Below are 18,021 nucleotides of genomic sequence, written 5' to 3'. Positions count from 1 at the left end.
TCTTTGCCTGTCGCCAGGCTATCCGCTGCCACCGACAACGACGGCGGGCCGGCGGGGATGTCCCACCGGCCCGTCCAAGCCCGCGCGATCCGCGGCGGCGTTACGCGCCGACCTTCTCCATGATCTCGTCGCTGACGTCGAAGTTGGCGAAGACGTTCTGCACGTCGTCGCTGTCCTCGAGCGCGTCGATCAGCTTGAAGATCTTCCTGGCACCGTCCTCGTCCAGCTCCACCTGCATGGTGGGTACGAAGTTGGCCTCGGCGGAGTCGTAGTCGATGCCGGCCTCCTGGAGGGCGGTGCGGACCGCCACCAGGTCGGTGGCCTCGCTGAGCACCTCGAAGGACTCGCCGAGGTCGTTGACCTCCTCGGCACCGGCGTCCAGGACGGCGGTCAGGACGTCGTCCTCGGCCAGCTCGCCCTTGGGGACGATCACGACGCCCTTGCGGTTGAAGAGGTACGACACCGAGCCCGGGTCGGCCATGGAGCCGCCGTTGCGGGTCATGGCCACGCGGACGTCGGAGGCGGCGCGGTTGCGGTTGTCGGTGAGGCACTCGATGAGCACCGCGACGCCGTTCGGCCCGTAACCCTCGTACATGATCGTCTCGTAGTCGGCGCCGCCGGCCTCGAGACCGCCGCCGCGCTTGATGGCCGAGTCGATGTTCTTGTTCGGCACCGACTGCTTCTTGGCCTTCTGCACGGCGTCGTAGAGCGTCGGGTTGCCGTCCAGGTCGACGCCGCCCATGCGAGCCGCGACCTCGATGTTCTTGATCAGCTTCGCGAAGAGCTTGCCGCGCTTGGCATCGATGACGGCCTTCTTGTGCTTCGTCGTGGCCCATTTAGAGTGGCCGGACATCTGCCTGTCTCCTTCGCGTAACCCGTCTGCGTACGAACGCAGGAATCCTACAAGGACTCGGGTGTCCGGTTCGCGCGCACCATGTCGACGAACAGAGCGTGCACACGGTGGTCGCCGGTCAGCTCCGGGTGGAACGACGTGGCCAGCGCGTTGCCCTGGCGGACCGCGACGATGTGGCCGTCGTGCTCGGCGAGCACCTCGGCCCCGGCGCCGACGGACTCGACCCAGGGGGCGCGGATGAAGACGCCCTCCACCGGATCGCCCAGGACGCCCTTGACGTCGACGGCGGCCTCGAAGGACTCGTTCTGCCGTCCGAAGGCGTTACGGCGCACGATCATGTCGATTCCACCGACGGTCTCCTGGCCCGAGCGCGGGTCGAGGATCTTGTCGGCGAGCATGATCATGCCGGCGCAGGTGCCGTAGACGGGCATGCCGTCCCGCACGCGCGCGCGGAGAGGGTCCATCACTCCGAAGAGGACGGCCAGCTTGGAGATGGTGGTGGACTCGCCGCCGGGGAGGACGAGGCCGTCGACCCCGGCGAGCTCTTCGGGGCGCCGCACCGGCCTGGCCACGGCGTCCGCCGCGGCCAGAGCGATGAGGTGCTCCCGTACGTCGCCCTGGAGGGCCAGGACGCCTATGACGGGTGCGTCGGTCATGTACGTGGGGTTCTCTCTGCGTGTGGTCCCGGAAGCCGGCTCACCAGCCGCGGTTGGCGTAGCGCTCGGCCTCGGGGAGGGTGTCGCAGTTGATGCCGACCATGGCCTCGCCGAGGTTGCGGGACGCGTCCGCGATGATCTTCGGGTCGTCGTAGAAGGTGGTGGCCTTCACGATGGCGGCGGCGCGCTTGGCCGGGTCGCCGGACTTGAAGATGCCGGAGCCGACGAAGACGCCCTCGGCGCCGAGCTGGCGCATCAGGGCGGCGTCGGCGGGAGTGGCCACACCGCCGGCGGAGAACAGCACGACCGGGAGCTTGCCGAGCTCGGCGACCTCCTTGACCAGCTCGTACGGGGCGCGCAGCTCCTTGGCCGCGGCGTACAGCTCGTGGTTGTCGAAGCCGCGCAGCCTGGCGATCTCGTTCTTGATCTGGCGCAGGTGGCGGACGGCCTCGACGACGTTGCCGGTGCCGGCCTCGCCCTTGGAGCGGATCATCGCGGCGCCCTCGGCGATCCGGCGCAGGGCCTCGCCGAGGTTGGTGGCGCCGCAGACGAAGGGGGTGGTGAAGGCCCACTTGTCGGAGTGGTTGACCTCGTCGGCCGGGGTGAGGACCTCGGACTCGTCGATGTAGTCGACGCCGAGCGACTGAAGGACCTGGGCCTCGACGAAGTGGCCGATGCGGGATTTGGCCATGACCGGGATGGAGACCGCGCCGATGATGCCCTCGATCATGTCCGGGTCGGACATGCGGGCCACGCCGCCGTCCTTGCGGATGTCGGCGGGGACACGCTCCAGAGCCATGACCGCGACGGCGCCCGCGTCCTCGGCGATCTTCGCCTGCTCCGGCGTGACGACGTCCATGATCACGCCGCCCTTGAGCTGCTCGGCCATGCCGCGCTTCACACGGGCGGTACCGGTCTCGGGGGTCTGGGCGGAGTCGGAAATCGTGGTGGACACGGGTGACCTCACATGGTGAGAAGGGGGTGTGGTGCGGCACCGAGCAAACGGGATTGGACCAGTCCACGGCAAGGGCCAATGGGAACCCGGTGGATCCTTTTCGCCCCGGCACTGCCCGAAAGGGCACCGACTGATTCCGGCTGGGCGGGCTCTAGAGGGCTAGCTAGGCGGCCCGCTCGGCCAGGGCCGTCGGCGGCTCGTCGTCCATCTCGAAGGCCATGGGGAACGGGGCGTGTCCGGCCAGCCGGAACCACCGCACCTTGCGGTGCTCGCGCAGCCGGCGGGCGGCTCCCACGGCGTCGTTGTGGAAGCGGCGGGCCATCGGCACCCTGCGCACGGCCTCGGTCAGCTCGCGCGCCGCCTCCTCTCCCCCGGGCGCCTCGCGTACCACCTCGACCTGCGGGGCCTCGGCGAACACGGCCCGCAGGGCCTGGCTCAACTCGCTCTCCGCGACCTCCCGTTGCTCCTCCTCGGCCTGCCGGGCGGCGTGCGCGGCCTCGTACAGCACGATGGAGGCGGCCGGGTCCAGCACGCCGGAGGTGGCCAGTTCCTGCGCCACCGAGGCCCGTCGCAGCAACTGCGCGTCCAGCGCGGCCCGCGCGGCGTCGATGCGGGCGTGCAGCCGGTCCAGCCGCCCCGCCGTCCAGCTCAGGTACAGGCCGACGGCCACGAGCGCGACGACAATCCAGATGAGCGTTACGGTCACGGGCGGCAAGGCTACCGGGACGCTCCGCCCGGGCGGCCGGGGCCCTGTGTCCCGGGTGAGTGCCGTGGTGGGGGTCAGTCGCGGGCCAGGCCCAGGCGGGCCCGCAGCCCCGTGGTGCGTTCGTCGGCGGCGACGGCCGCCGCGCCGGCGGTGACCGTCTCGTAGACGGAGAGGATGTCGGCGCCGACGGTCGACCAGTCGAAGCGGCGCACATGGGTGCTGCCGCGTTCGCGCAGTTCGGCTCGGCGCGACGGGTCGGACAGCAGGCGCACGGCGGCTTCGGCGAGGGCGTCGGCGTCCTCGTTGGCGAAGAGTTCACCGGCCTTGCCCTGGTCCAGGACCTGGGCGAAGGCGTCCAGGTCGGAGGCGAGGACCGGGGCTCCGGCCGACATGGCCTCGACCAGGATGATGCCGAAGCTCTCACCGCCGGTGTTCGGGGCCACGTACAGGTCGACGCTGCGCAGGAGGCGCGCCTTGTCCTCGTCGCTGATCATGCCGAGGAACTCCACGCGCGAGCGCAGTTCCCTCGGCAGGTCCTCCACCGCCTGTTCCTCGTCCCCGCGGCCCGCGACCAGCAGACGGGCCCCCGGGCGGGCGGCGAGGATCCCGGGCAGCGCCCGCATCAGCACGGGCAGGCCCTTGCGGGGCTCGTCGATGCGGCCGATGAAGCCGATCGTGTCCCCCTGCCACTCGGGTCTGGGCTCGGCCCGGGCGAAGAAGTCGACGTCGACGCCGTTGGGGATCACCACCGCGTCGCCGCCCAGGTGCTCGACGAGGGTGCGGCGGGCGTACTCGCTCACCGCGATCCGCGCGCTGATCTTCTCCAGGGCCGCCTGGAGGATGGCGTACGCGGCGATCATCGCCCGCGAACGGGGGTTGGAGGTGTGGAAGGTGGCGACGATCGGGCCCTGGGCCGCCCAGCAGGTCAGCAGGCCCAGCGACGGCGAGGTCGGCTCGTGGATGTGAATCACGTCGAACCGGCCCTCGTGCAGCCAGCGCCGTACCCGGGCCGCCGACAGGAAACCGAAGTTGAGCCGGGCCACCGAGCCGTTGTAGGGCACCGGGACCGCCCGGCCGGCCGAGACGACGTAGGGCGGCAGCGGGGTGTCGTCGTCGGCGGGGGCGAGGACGGACACCTCGTGGCCGAGGCCGTTGAAGTACTCCGCCAGGTCCCGGATGTGGAACTGGACACCACCGGGCACGTCCCACGAGTAGGGGCAGACGATGCCGATCCTCACGCCGACGCCTTCCCGGGATCCTCGGGATCCCGCCCGGGATCCAGGTCCGCGAGCCACAAGCGCTGAAGCATGTGCCAGTCCTCCGGATGGTCGGCGATCCCCGTGGCGAAGGCGTCGGCCAGCGCCTGTGTCATGACAGACGTCTTCTCGGCCCGCGTACCTGTCCCGGGTACGTCGACCGGGGGATGGACACGGCCCCGCATGACGGGCGAGTCGTCGTACCACAGGGTGACGGGCAGCAGCAGGGCGCCCGTCTGCTGGGCGAGGAGGGCGGGCCCGGCGGGCATCCGGGCCGTCTCGCCGAAGAACGTGACCTCCACGCCGGAGGCGGACAGGTCACGGTCGGCGACCAGGCAGACCAGACCGCCGTCGCGCAGCCGCCGGGCCAGCGTGCCGAACGCGGAGCCGCCGCTGTGCGGCAGGACCTCCATGCCGAGGCCCTCGCGGTAGGCGACGAACCGGTCGTAGAGCGTCTCCGGCTTCAGCCGCTCGGCGACGGTCGTGAACGGCGTCTTCAGCTCGGTGGTGACCCAGGCGCCGGCCAGGTCCCAGTTGGCCAGGTGGGGCAGGGCGAGGACGACGCCCTTGCCGGCCGCGAGGCCGTCGGTCAGGTAGTGCAGGTCCTTGGGGTCGAAGCCCGCCCTGATCCGCTCGGCGCTCCAGGCGGGCAGCCGGAAGGACTCCATCCAGTAGCGCAGGTACGAGCGCATCCCCGCACGCGAGAGCTCGGCGAGGCGCTCGGGGGTCGCGTCGGGCACCACGCGCGCGTAGTTGCCCTCCAGCCGCCGCACGCCCTTGCCGCGCTGCCGCCAGGCGAGGTCGGCGACCGTGCGTCCGAGCCGCACGGCGACCGGTTCGGGGAGCTTCTTCACGGTGCCCCAGCCGAGGCCGTACAGCCCGTCGGTGAGCTGCTCCTGGACGGTCATTTCGCCGCCTCGCTCCCCTGCTCCCGCCGGGCCTCGGCGGCCTCCGCCTCGGCCGACTCCCGGCGCACCGTGACGACCCGCTGGATCAGCGTGACCAGGCTGCCCGCGGCGACGATCCACAGGGCGATCGGCAGCAGGTACTGGATGCCCGGCACCCCGAACTTGTGCAGGCCCGCGAACCCGGCCGCGACCAGCGAGATCACCAGCCGCTCGGCGCGCTCGACGAGCCCGTTGACAGCGACCGGCAGACCGATCGACTCGCCGCGGGCCTTGGTGTACGACACCACCTGTCCGCTGGCCAGGCAGAAGATCGACACCGCGCACAGCACGTTGTCGTCGCCGTGTCCCGCGTACCACAGGGCGAACCCGCCGAAGATCGCGCCGTCGGCGACCCGGTCGAGGGTGGAGTCCAGGAAGGCGCCCCAGCGGCTGGAGCGGCCGAGCTGGCGGGCCATGTTGCCGTCGACGAGGTCGGAGAACACGAACAGCGTGATCACGACCGTGCCCCAGAAGAACTCGCCCCGCGGGTAGAAGACCAGCGCGCCCGCGACCACTCCGGCGGTCCCGATGAGCGTGACCGTGTCCGGGCTCACGCCCCGGCGGATGAGAAACGCGGCGAACGGTGTGAGGACACGCGTGAAGAATGCACGCGCGTACTTGTTCAGCATGGCCTTCCCGAGGGTCGGTGTCGCCGGGCGGCCCCTGCTGGCCACCGGCTGGCCCATCGTAGCCACGCACGCCCGTGCGCGGCGGCCGGGCGCCCGACCTCCGCGAGCACCGGCGGCCACCCGTGCGCAAGCGCTGGTGGACGGCGGGATCCGGTCCTTCGTATGGACGCAGCGTGACGGGAGTGGAAAGCTCGAAGAACCGCGGGCGTCGCAGGAGCCGCCAGTGCACGCGGTGCCGCGTGTCCGCGCCCACAGTGACCTCACCGTCAACGGGAGGCAGGATCATGGGCGACAAGACGCAGACCCACCCCGGAGCCGCCGGCAGGGCAGTGGCGGCCGACCATCCCGCATCCGTACGCAATGTGGTGCTGGTCGGCCACTCCGGATCGGGCAAGACGACTCTGGTGGAGGCCCTCGCGCTGACCGCGGGAGCGGTGAACCGTGCGGGCCGCGTGGAGGACGGCGGCAGCATCTCGGACTACGACGAGATCGAGCACCGGCAGCAGCGCTCGGTGCAGCTCTCCCTGGTGCCCGTCGAATGGGACGGCATCAAGATCAACATGCTGGATACCCCCGGCTACGCCGACTTCGTCGGAGAGCTCAGGGCCGGTCTGCGCGCCGCGGACGCGGCCCTGTTCGTCGTCTCGGCCTCCGACGGCGTGGACGGCTCGACCCGCATGGTCTGGGAGGAGTGCGCGGCCGTCGGCATGCCCCGCGCCATCGTGATCACACATCTGGAGGCCGCCCGCGCGGACTTCGAGGAGATGACACGGGTGTGCGCGGAGGCGTTCGGCGCGGACGACCCCGACGCCGTACTGCCGCTCTACCTGCCGTTGCGCGGCCCGCAGGGACCCGACGGGCACGCGCCCGTGACCGGTCTGGTCGGACTGCTCACGCAGAAGCTGTTCGACTACTCCTCCGGCGAGCGCAAGGAGTCCGAGCCGGGCGAGGACCAGCTGCCCCGGCTGGAGGAGGCCCGCAACCGGCTGATCGAGGGCATCATCGCCGAGAGCGAGGACGAGACCCTCATGGACCGCTACCTCGGCGGCGAGCAGGTCGACGTCAAGACGCTCATCGAGGACCTGGAACGTGCCGTCGCACGCGGGGCGTTCTTCCCCGTCCTGGCCGCCGCACCCGCCGCCGAGGGCGCCAAACAGGGCATCGGCACGGTGGAACTCCTGGAGCTGATCACCCGCGGCTTCCCCACCCCGCTGGAACACGAGGCGCCCACGGTCACCACCATCGACGGCAGCCCGCGCGAACTGCGGCCGTGCGACCCGAGCGGGCCGCTGGTCGCCGAGGTCGTGAAGACCTCCTCCGACCCGTACGTCGGCCGGGTCTCCCTGGTCCGCGTATTCTCCGGCACCCTGCGCCCCGACGAGACGGTGCACGTCTCCGGGCACGGCCTGGCCGACCGCGGTCACGAGGACCACGACGTCGACGAGCGGGTCGGTGCCCTGTCCACCCCCTTCGGCAAGCAGCAGCGCCCGGTGACGCACGTCATCGCCGGCGACCTCGCGTGCGTGGCGAAACTGGGCCGCGCGGAGACCGGCGACACGCTCTCCGCCAAGGACGACCCGCTGCTGATGGAGCCGTGGCAGATGCCCGACCCGCTGCTGCCGCTGGCCATCCGGGCACACAGCAAACCGGACGAGGACAAGCTCTCCCAGGGCCTGGCCCGGCTGGTCGCGGAGGACCCGACCATGCGCCTGGAACAGAACCAGGACACCCACCAGGTGGTGCTGTGGTGCCTGGGAGAGGCCCACGCCGACGTCGCCCTGGAGCGGCTGCGCAGCCGCTACGGCGTCCAGGTCGACGTCGTACCGCACCGGGTCTCGCTGCGGGAGACGTTCGCGGACCGGTCCGCGGGGCGCGGACGGCACGTCAAGCAGTCCGGCGGGCACGGCCAGTACGCCATCTGCGAGATCGGGGTGGAACCGCTGCCGGGCGGCTCGGGCATCGAGTTCGTGGACAAGGTCGTCGGCGGAGCCGTACCACGGCAGTTCATCCCCTCGGTGGAGAAGGGCGTGCGCGCCCAGGCCGCCAGGGGCGTCGCCGCCGGCTACCCGCTGATCGACGTACGGGTCACCCTGCTCGACGGCAAGGCGCATTCGGTGGACTCCTCCGACGCGGCGTTCCAGACGGCGGGCGCGCTCGCACTGCGGGAGGCCGCGGCCGACGCGAGGATCCACCTGCTGGAGCCGGTGGCCGAGGTGACCGTGCTGGTCGGCGACGACTACGTGGGCCCCGTGATGAGCGACCTGTCCGGGCGGCGCGGCCGGGTCCTGGGCACCGAGCAGGTGGGCAGCGGCCGCACCCTGATACGCGCCGAGGTGCCCGAGATCGAGATCGGCCGCTACGCGATCGACCTGCGCTCCCTGTCGCACGGCACGGCCCGCTTCGACCGCCGGTACGTGCGGCACGAGCCGATGCCGCCCCAGGTGGCCGAACGGGTGCGCCAACAGGAGCGCGAAGCTTCATAGTCGGCGCGCCCGGCGCACAACTGGGGCACTGGAACACATCGTTGCGGACAGGTGGGCGGCTCCGGCCGTCCGCCTGTCCGCGCGCTCGGCTGCCGATACCCTGATGACCTGATCAACAGGTGTGCGGGGCAGGGAAGTCGGGAAGGCCGCAGGTGCAGGAGCGGCGGCAATGGGGGCGGAAGTGACGGACGGATTCGATTTCAGTCCCGGGGCTCAGGTGCCCCTGTCCGGCTCGGCGGGGCAGACGGCGGCGACCAACGCGCTCGCCGCGGCCGCGTACCGGGACGACGAAGTGACCAAGATCCTGGCCGCGGACAACGAATGGCACCAGTCGAAGGTCAGCCTGCCGCGCCCCTGGGCGAAGATCCTCCGCCCCAGGTTCGGCGAGGCCTTCTCCCGCGCGGTGATCGACCGCATGCTGGGCGCCGGGCGCAAACCGCTCATCCAGTCCTTCGGCGTCGAACCCCAGGTCGTCGTGGAGCACTGCCTGGCGGCCCACCGCATCCGCCGCGACCGCGACAACTGGCTGACGGCGGTGACCGTGCTGTGCGGGCTGCTCTTCCTGCCCGGCCTCCTCGTGTGGCTGCTGGTGTTCACCCTGCGCGCCACCGTCGGCAAGCGTGAGGACAAACGGGCCGGCGCCCTCGCCAACACCCTGCTGGTCGCCGTGGCCGCGCTCACCGTGCTCTTCCTGATCAAGATGCCCTTCACCGACTTCTGGGCGTGGTACGCACGCGCGGCGGTCGTCCTGCCCGTGGTCGGCTGGTTCTGGGCCAAGCAGATCTGCGAACGCTCGGCCCGCGAACTGCGGGAGCGCTGGGAAGGCCTGCTGACCGGCGGCGGCGTGGGCGCCAAGATCCCCGAAGCCGTACCCGGCAACCCCGGCGACGCGGCCGAACAAGTACGCAAGGAACTCGCCCGGCTCAGCGCCGAACAGCGCTCCAACTCGGTCTTCTACGCCGGCCCCAAGGGCATACTCGGCATGGGCACGCGCTGGGGCAGCTGGCAGTTGGCCGAGGAACTGGTCTCCGCCGAACCGGGCAAGGAGTTCCACCCCTTCCGCAGCTGGGACGTCATCACCGCGATCCAGGGCGGCCTGGCCATGCTCGAACGCACCTCCATCAACACGGGCGGCTTCCCCAAGCCGACCGTCACCCACTGGGTCGTCACACCGATCGGGGAGAACGCCAAGGAGGTCTCCCGGCCGAGCGGCACCGACGTCGAGACGTACACGGTCAAGACGCACGCCATACAGGACATCTGCAACAAGCAGCAGTTCGGCAGCGGCGACCGCCACTACCTGGGTGTGCAGTGGACCCTCTGGGACGGCCACCTGGTGATCACCATGCTGGTCACCGTGACGGTGCTGCACGACACCCTGCGCATCGAGGTCACCGGCCACGCCCTGGGACCGGTCCATCCCTTGTTCAACGAGAAACCGGCGGCCAAGGAGAAGGAGGTCCAGAAGGCGCTCCGCTTCTGGGAGACGCGCAAGGTGAAACTGCCCCTGATCGACGCCGACGAAGTGGTACGGCTCGCCGCCCGTGCCCCCCTGTCCTGGTACCCGCCCCTGCTGAACTGGCTCGGCGGCAGCCTCACCCTGCCCGAGCCGTTCGGCCTGCGGCACGCCTGGGCCGACCAGCCCTGGCGGCACCGTTTCATGGCCGACGACGCGCTGCGCGCCGCCACCCCGGTCCTGCGGGTGGTGCACGCCGCGGCACTCAAGGTCCTCAAGGAGAACGGCGTGGACGTCGAGAAGTTCGGCTCCCGCTCCGCGGTCCTCAGCGGCGCCGTCCAGGACGTGTCGCCGAAGAAGGCCGACTCGTACGACGCGTGAGGCGTACGCCCGCCGAGCGTCCTACGCCGACCAGGACTCCGCGAGCATCTTGCGGGTGTCGGCGAGAAGCTGCGGCAGGACCTTCGTGTGGCCGACCACCGGCATGAAGTTGGTGTCGCCGCCCCAGCGGGGCACGATGTGCTGGTGCAGATGGGCGGCGATACCGGCGCCGGCGACCGTGCCCTGGTTCATGCCGATGTTGAAGCCATGGGCGCCGGAGGCGGCGCGCAGCGCCCGCATCGCCTGCTTGGTCAGCTCCGCCAGCTCCGCGGTCTCCGCCTCGGTCAGGTCGGTGTAGTCGGCGACGTGCCGGTAGGGCACCGTCATCAGGTGGCCGCCGTTGTAGGGGTACAGATTCAGCACCGCGTACACCAACTCGCCGCGCCGGACGATCAGCCCGTCCTCGTCGGACTTGGCCGGGATCGAGCAGAAGGGGCAGCCGTCGCCGGCACCGGGGCCAGTCGGCTTGTTCTCGCCCTGGATGTAGGCCATCCGGTGGGGCGTCCACAGGCGCTGGAACGCGTCCTGCGTCCCCACTCCGATCTGCTGCTCCGGCTCACTCGTCATGCGTGCAGCATATGGCGTACGACTTGTGGGCAGGCAGAGGCCCCCGGGGATGCCCCGGGGGCCTGAAGGCCCAGGTCGGTGGCAGCCGCATCACACTTGTACGCGGCGCTCCACCACGTCGAGGAGCTTCGCCAGCGCCTCCTCGCGCGGAATGCCGTTCTCCTGCGAACCGTCGCGGTAGCGGAACGACACCGTGCCCGCGTTCATGTCGTCGTCACCGACGATGATCATGAACGGGACCTTGAGCTTCTGATGCGTCCTGATCTTCTTCTGCATGCGGTCCGAGGAGGAGTCCACCTCGACGCGCAGGCCCTTCTTCTTCGCGTCCGCGGCGAACTTCTGCAGGTACTCGACGTGGGCGTCGCCCACCGGGATACCGACCGCCTGCACGGGCGCCAGCCAGGCCGGGAAGGCACCCGCGTAGTGCTCGAGGAGCACCGCGAAGAACCGCTCGATGCTTCCGAAGAGCGCGCGGTGGATCATGACCGGGCGCTGCTTGGAGCCGTCCGCGGCCGTGTACTCCAGGTCGAAGCGCTCGGGCAGGTTGAAGTCGAGCTGGACCGTCGACATCTGCCAGGTGCGGCCGATGGCGTCGCGGGCCTGGACGGAGATCTTCGGGCCGTAGAAGGCCGCGCCACCCGGGTCCGGGACCAGCGGCAGGCCCTGCTTCTCGGCGACCTGGCGCAGGGTCTCGGTGGCCTCCTCCCAGGCCTCGTCGCTGCCGACGAACTTTTCCGGATCTTTGGTGGAAAGCTCCAGGTAGAAGTCGGTCAGGCCGTAGTCGCGCAGCAGGTTCAGCACGAAGGTGAGCGTCTTGTCGAGCTCGTCGGCCATCTGCTCACGGGTGCAGTAGATGTGCGCGTCGTCCTGGGTGAAGCCGCGGGCACGGGTCAGGCCGTGCACGACACCCGACTTCTCGTAGCGGTAGACCGTGCCGAACTCGAAGAGCCTCAGGGGCAGTTCCCGGTACGACCGCCCGCGCGCGTCGAAGATCAGGTTGTGCATCGGGCAGTTCATGGGCTTGAGGTAGTAGTCCACGCCCTCGTCGAGCTGCATGGGCGGGTACATGCCCTCGGCGTACCAGTCCAGGTGGCCCGAGGTCTCGAAGAGCTTCCCCTTGGTCGCGTGCGGGGTGTAGACGAACTCATAGCCCTCCTCCTCGTGGCGGCGGCGCGAGTAGTCCTCCATCACGCGGCGGATGATGCCGCCCTTGGGGTGGAAGACGGCGAGGCCGGAGCCGATCTGCTCGGGGATGGAGAACAGGTCCAGCTCGTTGCCCAGCTTGCGGTGGTCGCGCTTCTCGGCCTCGGCGAGGAAGTCGAGGTACGTCTTCAGCTCGTCCTTGGACGGCCAGGCGGTGCCGTAGATGCGCTGGAGCTGCTTGTTCTTCTCGTTGCCGCGCCAGTACGCCGAGGCGTTCCGCATCAGCTTGAACGCCGGGATCAGCCGGGTGGAGGGCAGGTGGGGACCGCGGCAGAGGTCCTTCCAGCACAGCTCGCCGGTCTTGGCGTCCAGGTTGTCGTAGATCGTCAGCTCGCCGGCGCCGACCTCGACGTCCGCGCCGTCGTCGTGCGACGCGGAACCCTTGAGGCCGATCAGCTCCAGCTTGTACGGCTCGTCGGCCAGCTCCTCGCGGGCGGCCTCGTCGCTGACGACACGGCGGGAGAACTTCTGCCCCCGCTTCTGGATCTCCTGCATCTTCTTCTCGATGGCCTTGAGATCTTCGGGCGTGAACGGCTTCTCGACGTCGAAGTCGTAGTAGAAGCCGTCCCGGACGGGCGGGCCGATGCCCAGCCTGGCCTCGGGGAAGATCTCCTGCACTGCCTGGGCCATGACGTGCGCGGTGGAGTGGCGCAGGATGTTGAGGCCGTCCTCGGAGGAGATCTCGACACCCTCGACGGTCTCGCCGTCCTTGACCTCGTGGGCGAGGTCCTTGAGTTCGCCACCGACGCGCGCGGCGACGATCGAGCGCTCGCCGGCGAAGATGTCGGCGGCCGTGGTGCCCGTCGTCACCGTGCGCTCTTCCCGCTCGGAATCGCGTTGGATGATCACACGGACGTCTGACACCGGTCTCTCCTGACTGCAGGTGGGATGCGGCGCCATACCTGGAGCGCGCGCATGACTGGGATCGTACCGACCCCGGGCCTCCGACCGCGAAACGATTACGCACGGTCCACCGTCGGTCGCAGTCGTTCCCGTCAGTCGCGGTCGTCCCCGCCGCACGCCTCCTCGAAGTAGTCGAGGTCCTCCTGCAACGACTTCATCAGCCGGTCCCGCTCCTCGTCGTCCACCTGCACGGGTACGACGCCGGAGGCGCCCGTGAGCCGGCGGAAGCCGCCGCGGCTCTCCAGCCGCCCGAGCACCCGCACGGGCAGTCCGACGAGGTGGGCGTGCCCGGCGATGCGGTAGTCCTCCTCGTCCAGGGTCGCGCGCACGTACGGCACTTCGGCGCCCGCGAGCACCCGCAGCCGTACCGTGCCCTCGCCGCGCGGCTGCGATCTGCGCATCCGCACCACGGTTCCGATGATCCGCGCCGGCACCGGCGGTTCGGCGCGCAGATAGCGGTCGCCGGCCTCGCGCAGCACGGGCAGGTCGCCCGGCGAGAACTCGACGGCCTCGGCGGTGGCCGCGCAGTCCTCGGGGACGCCCGCGGCGGGAGCCCATTCGACGGCGATGCCCGCGCCCTCGGTGCCGCGGACGAGGGCGGCGACGGCCTCGGTCAGTTCACGGCTGGCGCCCGCGCGGACGGCACCGTCGAAGGCGTCCATGGCGCCGGTGGCCCGCCGGTAGTCGACGGCCTCGCGGACGGCGTACAGGGCCTGGTGCAGGCGTACGGCGAGCGGCCGTCCGGGGTCCACGGGGACGAAGGCGGTCAGGCTGCGGCCGTCGGCGGCGGAGCCGACGAGGACGTGGTCCAGGCACGCGGTGGCCGAGCGCCGGTGGCGGGCGCCGTGGTAGCCGGCACGCGCGCGCGTGGCGAGCGCGGCGGCGAGCAGCATCTGCCGGGCGGCGCCGCGCAGCCGTTCCTCGACGGTCCAGCCGGCGGCGTCGGCCGGCCCCTCCGGCACGTCCCGCCACCAGCGGATCTCGTCGCTGGGCAGGGTGAGGGCGATCAGTACCTCGCGCGCGGAGGGCGTGCCGCTGCGGGCGAGGGCGTCCAGCGCCTCGCCGAGCAGGTCGTCGCTGTCGGGGAAGGCCCGGCTCTCGGGCACGAGCAGGCTGGTGCCGGCCCCGGCGGGGCCGGGCGGCGTCCAGCGGCCGTAGCGGCCGGCGGCGCCGCCGCGCCGCTGCCAGCCGTGCCGGCGCAGCAGTGCCCCTAGGACGGCGGGGTCGACGTCGGAGGGCGCGGGGAGGCGGTTCCGGTGAGCGTCGACGGGGTGCGGCCGTACCGGTCGCAGCGGCTCGTCGAGGGGGCGGTGCGTCATGGTCTGCCTCCCGTCCCGACCCGCGTCATGATCTCGCACAGGGCCCGGTCGTCGAAGATGCGCGAGGTCGGGATCCGCACGGTGGTGCGGTGCCGGCCGCTGATGGGATGGCCGGCGAGGTTGACCCAGTAGCAGCAGTGTCTGAGGTCGAGCCGGTCGTGGCCGGCGCGCAGCCACTGGTCCTGCGACCGGGGCACGATCATCACGACGAGGATCTTGTGCACCGAGACCGGGGTGCGGGCGAGTTTCGCCAGGTGGGCGTTGTCGAGCGTGAAGGAGAAGAACCGGCCCGGGGGGTTGGGCGGTACCTGGTAGGTGCACTTCAGCTGCACCTTGATGGTCACCTCGTCGTCGACGGTGTGTCCGGGGGCGCTGTGGCTGACGTGCCAGTCGATGCCGTTGTCGGGGAAGGGCTGGGACAGCGAGCAGCCGGCCGCCGCGGCGACCGCGTGCAGATAGCCCACCTGAAGTGTCTCCATGCAGGCGGTGGCGGCGAGTGTGCCCCGTGGGGCGCTCGCGCGCTCGGGCAGCAGCCCGCCCCGCTCGGGCTGCGCCATCACCATGACCAACAGCCTTCCACGTTAGGTGAATCCCCGCTGCGGGCCCGTGAACTGCAAAGACCCGTACTCCTGTTGTCTCCTTCCGGCGTACGGCGCAAACAGCCCGGGTATCACCAAACGGGCAGAAGTGGACCGTCAGGAGACGGTACGTCAGCTGCCTTGGGGACCGAGGAGTTGTGGGCGTATGACGTGCTGGTACGAGGGGCCTCTGGCCGCGTTCGACACGGAGACGACGGGCGTCGACGTCGAGACCGACCGCATCGTGTCGGCCGCCGTCGTCGTCCAGGACGCCCCCGGCTTCCGGCCGCGGGTTCACCGCTGGCTGGTGAATCCGGGCGTGCCGGTGCCGGAGGCGGCGACGGCGGTGCACGGGCTGACGCAGGAGCATCTCCAGCGCAACGGGCGCTGGCCGGCGCCGGTGATGCACGAGGTGGCCGAGGAGCTGGCGGAGCAGGCCGCTCTGGGCCGCCCGCTGGTGGTGATGAACGCGCCGTTCGATCTGACGCTGCTGGACCGGGAGTTGCGCCGCCATCGGGCCTCGTCGCTGGAGCGCTGGTTCGAGGCGTCGCCGCTGCGGGTGCTGGATCCGCGGGTGCTGGACAAGCATCTCGACCGCTACCGCAAGGGCAGGCGCACCCTCACCGACCTGTGCGCGCACTACGACGTGGCCTTGCAGGACGCGCACGACGCGGCGGCGGACGCCCTGGCCGCGCTGGAGGTGGTCCGCGCGCTCGGCCGCCGCTTCGCGGCCCGCCTGGAGCGGCTGACCCCGGCGGAACTGCACACGCTGCAGACGGGATGGCACGCGGCGCAGGCCCGCGGTCTTCAGGCGTGGTTCGCGCGCAGTGGGACGGAGGAGACGGTGGACCCGTCGTGGCCGCTGCGTCCGGACCTGCCCGCGGCGGCCGCGTAGGGATGCGAAAAGGCCGGTCCGCCTGCGCGGACCGGCCTTACCCGGTGGGCGATACTGGGTTCGAACCAGTGACCTCTTCGGTGTGAACGAAGCGCTCTCCCACTGAGCTAATCGCCCGGGAACGCACTGAACCATACAGGCCCGCGGGGCGTTCGTTCAAACCGCTTCCAGGTGGGCGGCCAGTCCGCGCCGCCCGGCCCGCATCATCAGCCGGTGGTTGGCGCGGAAGACGGGCCGGCCGGGCACGGCGAACCGCCTGAGCAGCGGTTTGTTCACGTCGACGACCTGGTCGTAGCGGACGAGGGTGCCGGTGCCGTGCGCGGTGAGCGTCCAGCGGGCCCAGCCGTCGACGTCTCCGGTGAGCACGGCCTCCAGGACTCCGGCGGCCGGGTCGCGGCGCACCTCGCGCGCGGTGAAGGTCAGGTCGTAGGGCAGGAGGGAGCGGATCCGGATGACGCCGGTCGTCGGGCCGGTCCGGGTCACCTCGCGCACCTGCCGCCACCAGCGCGGGTAGTCCTCGACCCGCTCCAGCGCCCGGTAGACGGCGTCGGGCGGCGCGGGCAGGGTCCACCGGGTGCGGAAGCGGTAGTCGGTCCGGTCCATGGGACGAGTCTGGCCCGAACGCCTGCCGGCTCGCGATCCCTCCTTCCTTACCCGTGAAGGAAGGTGACGGCGTTTTGGAAAAAGGTCCGGGGATTTCCTCCGAAGGCCGCTTCCGGAACTTCTCCCGGAATGGGACATGGCCCGGAAGTCGACCTTCGTCTTGATCCTCGAATACTTCATCGGGAAGGACGGGATGGGCCGGTCGACTTCTCGGTGTGTTCGCCGGCGCTCCGATCAGAAGTAACGGATCGTCACCGCGCCCTCCCTGCTCCGCGCCTACGCCGACGGCCCGTCCGCGTGATCACAGACGGGCCGCCGGTTCCGGGTGGGCGATACTGGGTTCGAACCAGTGACCTCTTCGGTGTGAACGAAGCGCTCTCCCACTGAGCTAATCGCCCGGGCACAGAGAGAACGTTACCGCATGTCAGGGGGTGCCGGGGACCAGGGGCCGGCGAGCACCCGGCTCGCTCCCGCCCCGCTCAGCGGCCGCCGGCGTCCCAGGGCGGCACCAGGCCGAACCTCCAGACGTACACCCCGGCCAGCGCGACGACGATCACCAGGCCGATCACGGTCAGCGTGATGTTGCGGCGGCGCACCCGGGGGTCGAGGGCCTGCTGGGCCGCCTCGGTGACCTTGCGCTTGGTCCAGCGCAGCACGAGCTGGGCCCAGACGAACTCGGTGGCCCAGATCGCCATGCCGCCGAAGATCACCACCCAGCCCGGTCCGGGCAGCGGGAGCATGACGATCCCGGCGATCACGACCAGGAGTCCGGCGAGGAAGATCCCCACCTGCCAGCTCAGGTGCAGCACGCGGCGTGACCGGACGAACGCGGGAGCCCGCGAGCCCAGCCCCCGCCGGCCCCGCGCCTCGTCCGCCTCCGCCTCGGCCTTCGCTCGTTCCGGCGCCTCGGCCGGCTCGTCCGGTTCGTCACTCCCCGTATTCATCGGTGCAACCGTACCGGACGAGAAACCGGTCACCGCAATGGGCGTACCGCACGAACACACCCTCGGCCGGAAGAGTTACGTAAAGCCAAGCAAAACACTCAGAGGGGTTTACAACGGCACCGTAGGTGGCATGTCGATTTCGCCGACGTGCGAATCCCCGAGCGCACACTGAGCGAAAGGCCCTGGCGCTTATGAACACCACGGTCAGCTGCGAGCTGCACCTGCGCCTCGTTGTATCGAGCGAGTCCTCCCTGCCTGTCCCCGCAGGCCTGCGGTACGACACGGCCGACCCCTACGCCGTGCACGCCACCTTCCACACCGGAGCCGAGGAGACCGTCGAGTGGGTGTTCGCCCGCGACCTCCTCGCCGAGGGGCTTCACCGACCCACGGGTACCGGAGACGTCCGTGTCTGGCCTTCGCGCAGCCATGGTCAGGGCGTCGTGTGCATCGCCCTGAGCTCTCCGGAGGGCGAGGCCCTGCTCGAGGCCCCGGCGCGGGCCCTGGAGTCCTTCCTGAAGCGAACGGACGCGGCCGTGCCCCCCGGCACGGAACACCGGCACTTCGATCTGGATCAGGAGCTGTCGCACATCCTCGCGGAGAGTTAGGCCCCTCGAGGCCCTTCAAGCTGCCCGTCGCCGTCCACTCGGGGAGACGGCTCGGGCCAGGACAACCGCATACGCGAGCACA

At 70.8% G+C, this 18,021-nt stretch carries 17 protein-coding genes and 2 tRNA genes; 4 read left to right on the top strand and 15 right to left on the bottom strand.

Translation table 11 applies throughout. The features are described from left to right. Nucleotides 1-100: 100 nt before the first annotated feature. The 7 genes from ACFY4A_RS06225 to pgsA all read right to left on the bottom strand — a co-directional run bounded on the left by ACFY4A_RS06225 (nt 101) and on the right by pgsA (nt 6,059). A complete protein-coding gene (locus ACFY4A_RS06225; protein ID WP_390828205.1) occupies nt 101-853 on the bottom strand; it encodes a YebC/PmpR family DNA-binding transcriptional regulator in 753 nt (250 codons plus the stop codon). A 47-nt stretch (nt 854-900) separates the two neighbouring features. Beyond that, nucleotides 901-1,509 (bottom strand): pyridoxal 5'-phosphate synthase glutaminase subunit PdxT, encoded by a 609-nt coding sequence (gene pdxT / locus ACFY4A_RS06220; RefSeq protein ID WP_390828204.1) that lies wholly within the window; start codon nt 1,507-1,509, stop codon nt 901-903. Nucleotides 1,510-1,549: 40 nt separating this feature from the next. After that, nucleotides 1,550-2,464 (bottom strand): pyridoxal 5'-phosphate synthase lyase subunit PdxS, encoded by a 915-nt coding sequence (gene pdxS / locus ACFY4A_RS06215; protein WP_390828203.1) that lies wholly within the window; start codon nt 2,462-2,464, stop codon nt 1,550-1,552. Between the two features lie 163 nt (nt 2,465-2,627). Further along, complete coding sequence (locus tag ACFY4A_RS06210; protein ID WP_390828202.1) at nt 2,628-3,170, bottom strand: hypothetical protein; 543 nt, start codon at nt 3,168-3,170, stop codon at nt 2,628-2,630. Between the two features lie 74 nt (nt 3,171-3,244). Then, entirely contained in the window at nt 3,245-4,408 is a 1,164-nt protein-coding gene (locus tag ACFY4A_RS06205; protein ID WP_390828201.1) for a glycosyltransferase family 4 protein, read from the bottom strand. Then, nucleotides 4,405-5,334: a phosphatidylinositol mannoside acyltransferase gene (locus ACFY4A_RS06200; protein WP_390828200.1), complete on the bottom strand. Its 930-nt coding sequence runs from the start codon at nt 5,332-5,334 to the stop codon at nt 4,405-4,407. The genes ACFY4A_RS06205 and ACFY4A_RS06200 overlap by 4 nt, the downstream gene beginning before the upstream one ends. Beyond that, nucleotides 5,331-6,059 (bottom strand): phosphatidylinositol phosphate synthase, encoded by a 729-nt coding sequence (gene pgsA / locus ACFY4A_RS06195; RefSeq protein WP_390828199.1) that lies wholly within the window; start codon nt 6,057-6,059, stop codon nt 5,331-5,333. Before pgsA ends, ACFY4A_RS06200 begins: the two co-directional genes overlap by 4 nt. A gap of 227 nt (nt 6,060-6,286) precedes the next feature. Here pgsA and ACFY4A_RS06190 point away from each other — a divergent pair, with 227 nt between their 5' ends. Further along, nucleotides 6,287-8,485: an elongation factor G-like protein EF-G2 gene (locus ACFY4A_RS06190; protein WP_390828198.1), complete on the top strand. Its 2,199-nt coding sequence runs from the start codon at nt 6,287-6,289 to the stop codon at nt 8,483-8,485. Between the two features lie 169 nt (nt 8,486-8,654). Beyond that, nucleotides 8,655-10,322: a hypothetical protein gene (locus ACFY4A_RS06185; protein ID WP_390828197.1), complete on the top strand. Its 1,668-nt coding sequence runs from the start codon at nt 8,655-8,657 to the stop codon at nt 10,320-10,322. 21 nt (nt 10,323-10,343) lie between these two features. Here ACFY4A_RS06185 and ACFY4A_RS06180 read toward each other — a convergent pair whose 3' ends face one another. The 4 genes from ACFY4A_RS06180 to ACFY4A_RS06165 form a co-directional block, all read right to left on the bottom strand. Beyond that, the gene (locus ACFY4A_RS06180; protein WP_390828196.1) at nt 10,344-10,889 is read right to left on the bottom strand and encodes an HIT family protein; all 546 of its coding nucleotides are present in this window, start codon (nt 10,887-10,889) and stop codon (nt 10,344-10,346) included. A gap of 90 nt (nt 10,890-10,979) precedes the next feature. Then, nucleotides 10,980-12,956: a threonine--tRNA ligase gene (thrS, locus tag ACFY4A_RS06175; RefSeq protein ID WP_390828195.1), complete on the bottom strand. Its 1,977-nt coding sequence runs from the start codon at nt 12,954-12,956 to the stop codon at nt 10,980-10,982. A 131-nt stretch (nt 12,957-13,087) separates the two neighbouring features. Next, nucleotides 13,088-14,314, bottom strand: coding sequence for a hypothetical protein (locus ACFY4A_RS06170; protein ID WP_390828194.1), 1,227 nt, complete (start codon nt 14,312-14,314; stop codon nt 13,088-13,090). Then, a complete protein-coding gene (locus ACFY4A_RS06165; protein WP_390828193.1) occupies nt 14,311-14,877 on the bottom strand; it encodes a DUF4365 domain-containing protein in 567 nt (188 codons plus the stop codon). Before ACFY4A_RS06165 ends, ACFY4A_RS06170 begins: the two co-directional genes overlap by 4 nt. A 181-nt stretch (nt 14,878-15,058) precedes the next feature. Between ACFY4A_RS06165 and ACFY4A_RS06160 the strand changes: the two genes are divergently transcribed. Then, a complete protein-coding gene (locus ACFY4A_RS06160) occupies nt 15,059-15,787 on the top strand; it encodes a 3'-5' exonuclease (RefSeq protein ID WP_390828192.1) in 729 nt (242 codons plus the stop codon). Nucleotides 15,788-15,832: 45 nt separating this feature from the next. On the opposite strand, the gene ACFY4A_RS06155 is transcribed toward ACFY4A_RS06160, so the two are convergent. The 4 genes from ACFY4A_RS06155 to ACFY4A_RS06140 form a co-directional block, all read right to left on the bottom strand. Further along, nucleotides 15,833-15,904, bottom strand: a tRNA-Val gene (locus ACFY4A_RS06155). Between the two features lie 39 nt (nt 15,905-15,943). Further along, nucleotides 15,944-16,390 carry an SRPBCC family protein gene (locus ACFY4A_RS06150; protein ID WP_390828191.1) on the bottom strand — a complete coding sequence of 149 codons (447 nt, stop codon included), beginning with the start codon at nt 16,388-16,390 and terminating at the stop codon, nt 15,944-15,946. Nucleotides 16,391-16,716: 326 nt separating this feature from the next. Continuing rightward, nucleotides 16,717-16,788, bottom strand: a tRNA-Val gene (locus tag ACFY4A_RS06145). An 81-nt stretch (nt 16,789-16,869) separates the two neighbouring features. Next, entirely contained in the window at nt 16,870-17,334 is a 465-nt protein-coding gene (locus ACFY4A_RS06140) for a TIGR02611 family protein (protein ID WP_390828190.1), read from the bottom strand. 191 nt (nt 17,335-17,525) lie between these two features. On the opposite strand from ACFY4A_RS06140, the gene ACFY4A_RS06135 reads away from it, so the two are divergent. Further along, nucleotides 17,526-17,939 carry an SsgA family sporulation/cell division regulator gene (locus ACFY4A_RS06135; RefSeq protein WP_004002642.1) on the top strand — a complete coding sequence of 138 codons (414 nt, stop codon included), beginning with the start codon at nt 17,526-17,528 and terminating at the stop codon, nt 17,937-17,939. The last annotated feature ends 82 nt before the right edge of the window (nt 17,940-18,021 follow it).

The sequence above is a fragment of the Streptomyces sp. NPDC001292 genome (assembly GCF_042896465.1).
In the GTDB taxonomy this organism is placed as follows: domain Bacteria; phylum Actinomycetota; class Actinomycetes; order Streptomycetales; family Streptomycetaceae; genus Streptomyces.
The sequence above is the reverse complement of the archived record's forward strand: the minus strand, read 5'-3'. Positions and strand labels throughout refer to the sequence as shown.

Coding starts and splice junctions, on each gene's coding strand:
- ACFY4A_RS06225 (WP_390828205.1), bottom strand. CDS start 853: ATGTCCGGCCACTCTAAATGGGCCACGACGAAGCACAAGAAGGCCGTC.
- pdxT (WP_390828204.1), bottom strand. CDS start 1,509: ATGACCGACGCACCCGTCATAGGCGTCCTGGCCCTCCAGGGCGACGTA.
- ACFY4A_RS06200 (WP_390828200.1), bottom strand. CDS start 5,334: ATGACCGTCCAGGAGCAGCTCACCGACGGGCTGTACGGCCTCGGCTGG.
- pgsA (WP_390828199.1), bottom strand. CDS start 6,059: ATGGGCCAGCCGGTGGCCAGCAGGGGCCGCCCGGCGACACCGACCCTC.
- ACFY4A_RS06190 (WP_390828198.1), top strand. CDS start 6,287: ATGGGCGACAAGACGCAGACCCACCCCGGAGCCGCCGGCAGGGCAGTG.
- ACFY4A_RS06185 (WP_390828197.1), top strand. CDS start 8,655: ATGGGGGCGGAAGTGACGGACGGATTCGATTTCAGTCCCGGGGCTCAG.
- ACFY4A_RS06180 (WP_390828196.1), bottom strand. CDS start 10,889: ATGACGAGTGAGCCGGAGCAGCAGATCGGAGTGGGGACGCAGGACGCG.
- ACFY4A_RS06170 (WP_390828194.1), bottom strand. CDS start 14,314: ATGACGCACCGCCCCCTCGACGAGCCGCTGCGACCGGTACGGCCGCAC.
- ACFY4A_RS06165 (WP_390828193.1), bottom strand. CDS start 14,877: ATGGTGATGGCGCAGCCCGAGCGGGGCGGGCTGCTGCCCGAGCGCGCG.
- ACFY4A_RS06160 (WP_390828192.1), top strand. CDS start 15,059: ATGACGTGCTGGTACGAGGGGCCTCTGGCCGCGTTCGACACGGAGACG.
- ACFY4A_RS06150 (WP_390828191.1), bottom strand. CDS start 16,390: ATGGACCGGACCGACTACCGCTTCCGCACCCGGTGGACCCTGCCCGCG.
- ACFY4A_RS06140 (WP_390828190.1), bottom strand. CDS start 17,334: ATGAATACGGGGAGTGACGAACCGGACGAGCCGGCCGAGGCGCCGGAA.
- ACFY4A_RS06135 (WP_004002642.1), top strand. CDS start 17,526: ATGAACACCACGGTCAGCTGCGAGCTGCACCTGCGCCTCGTTGTATCG.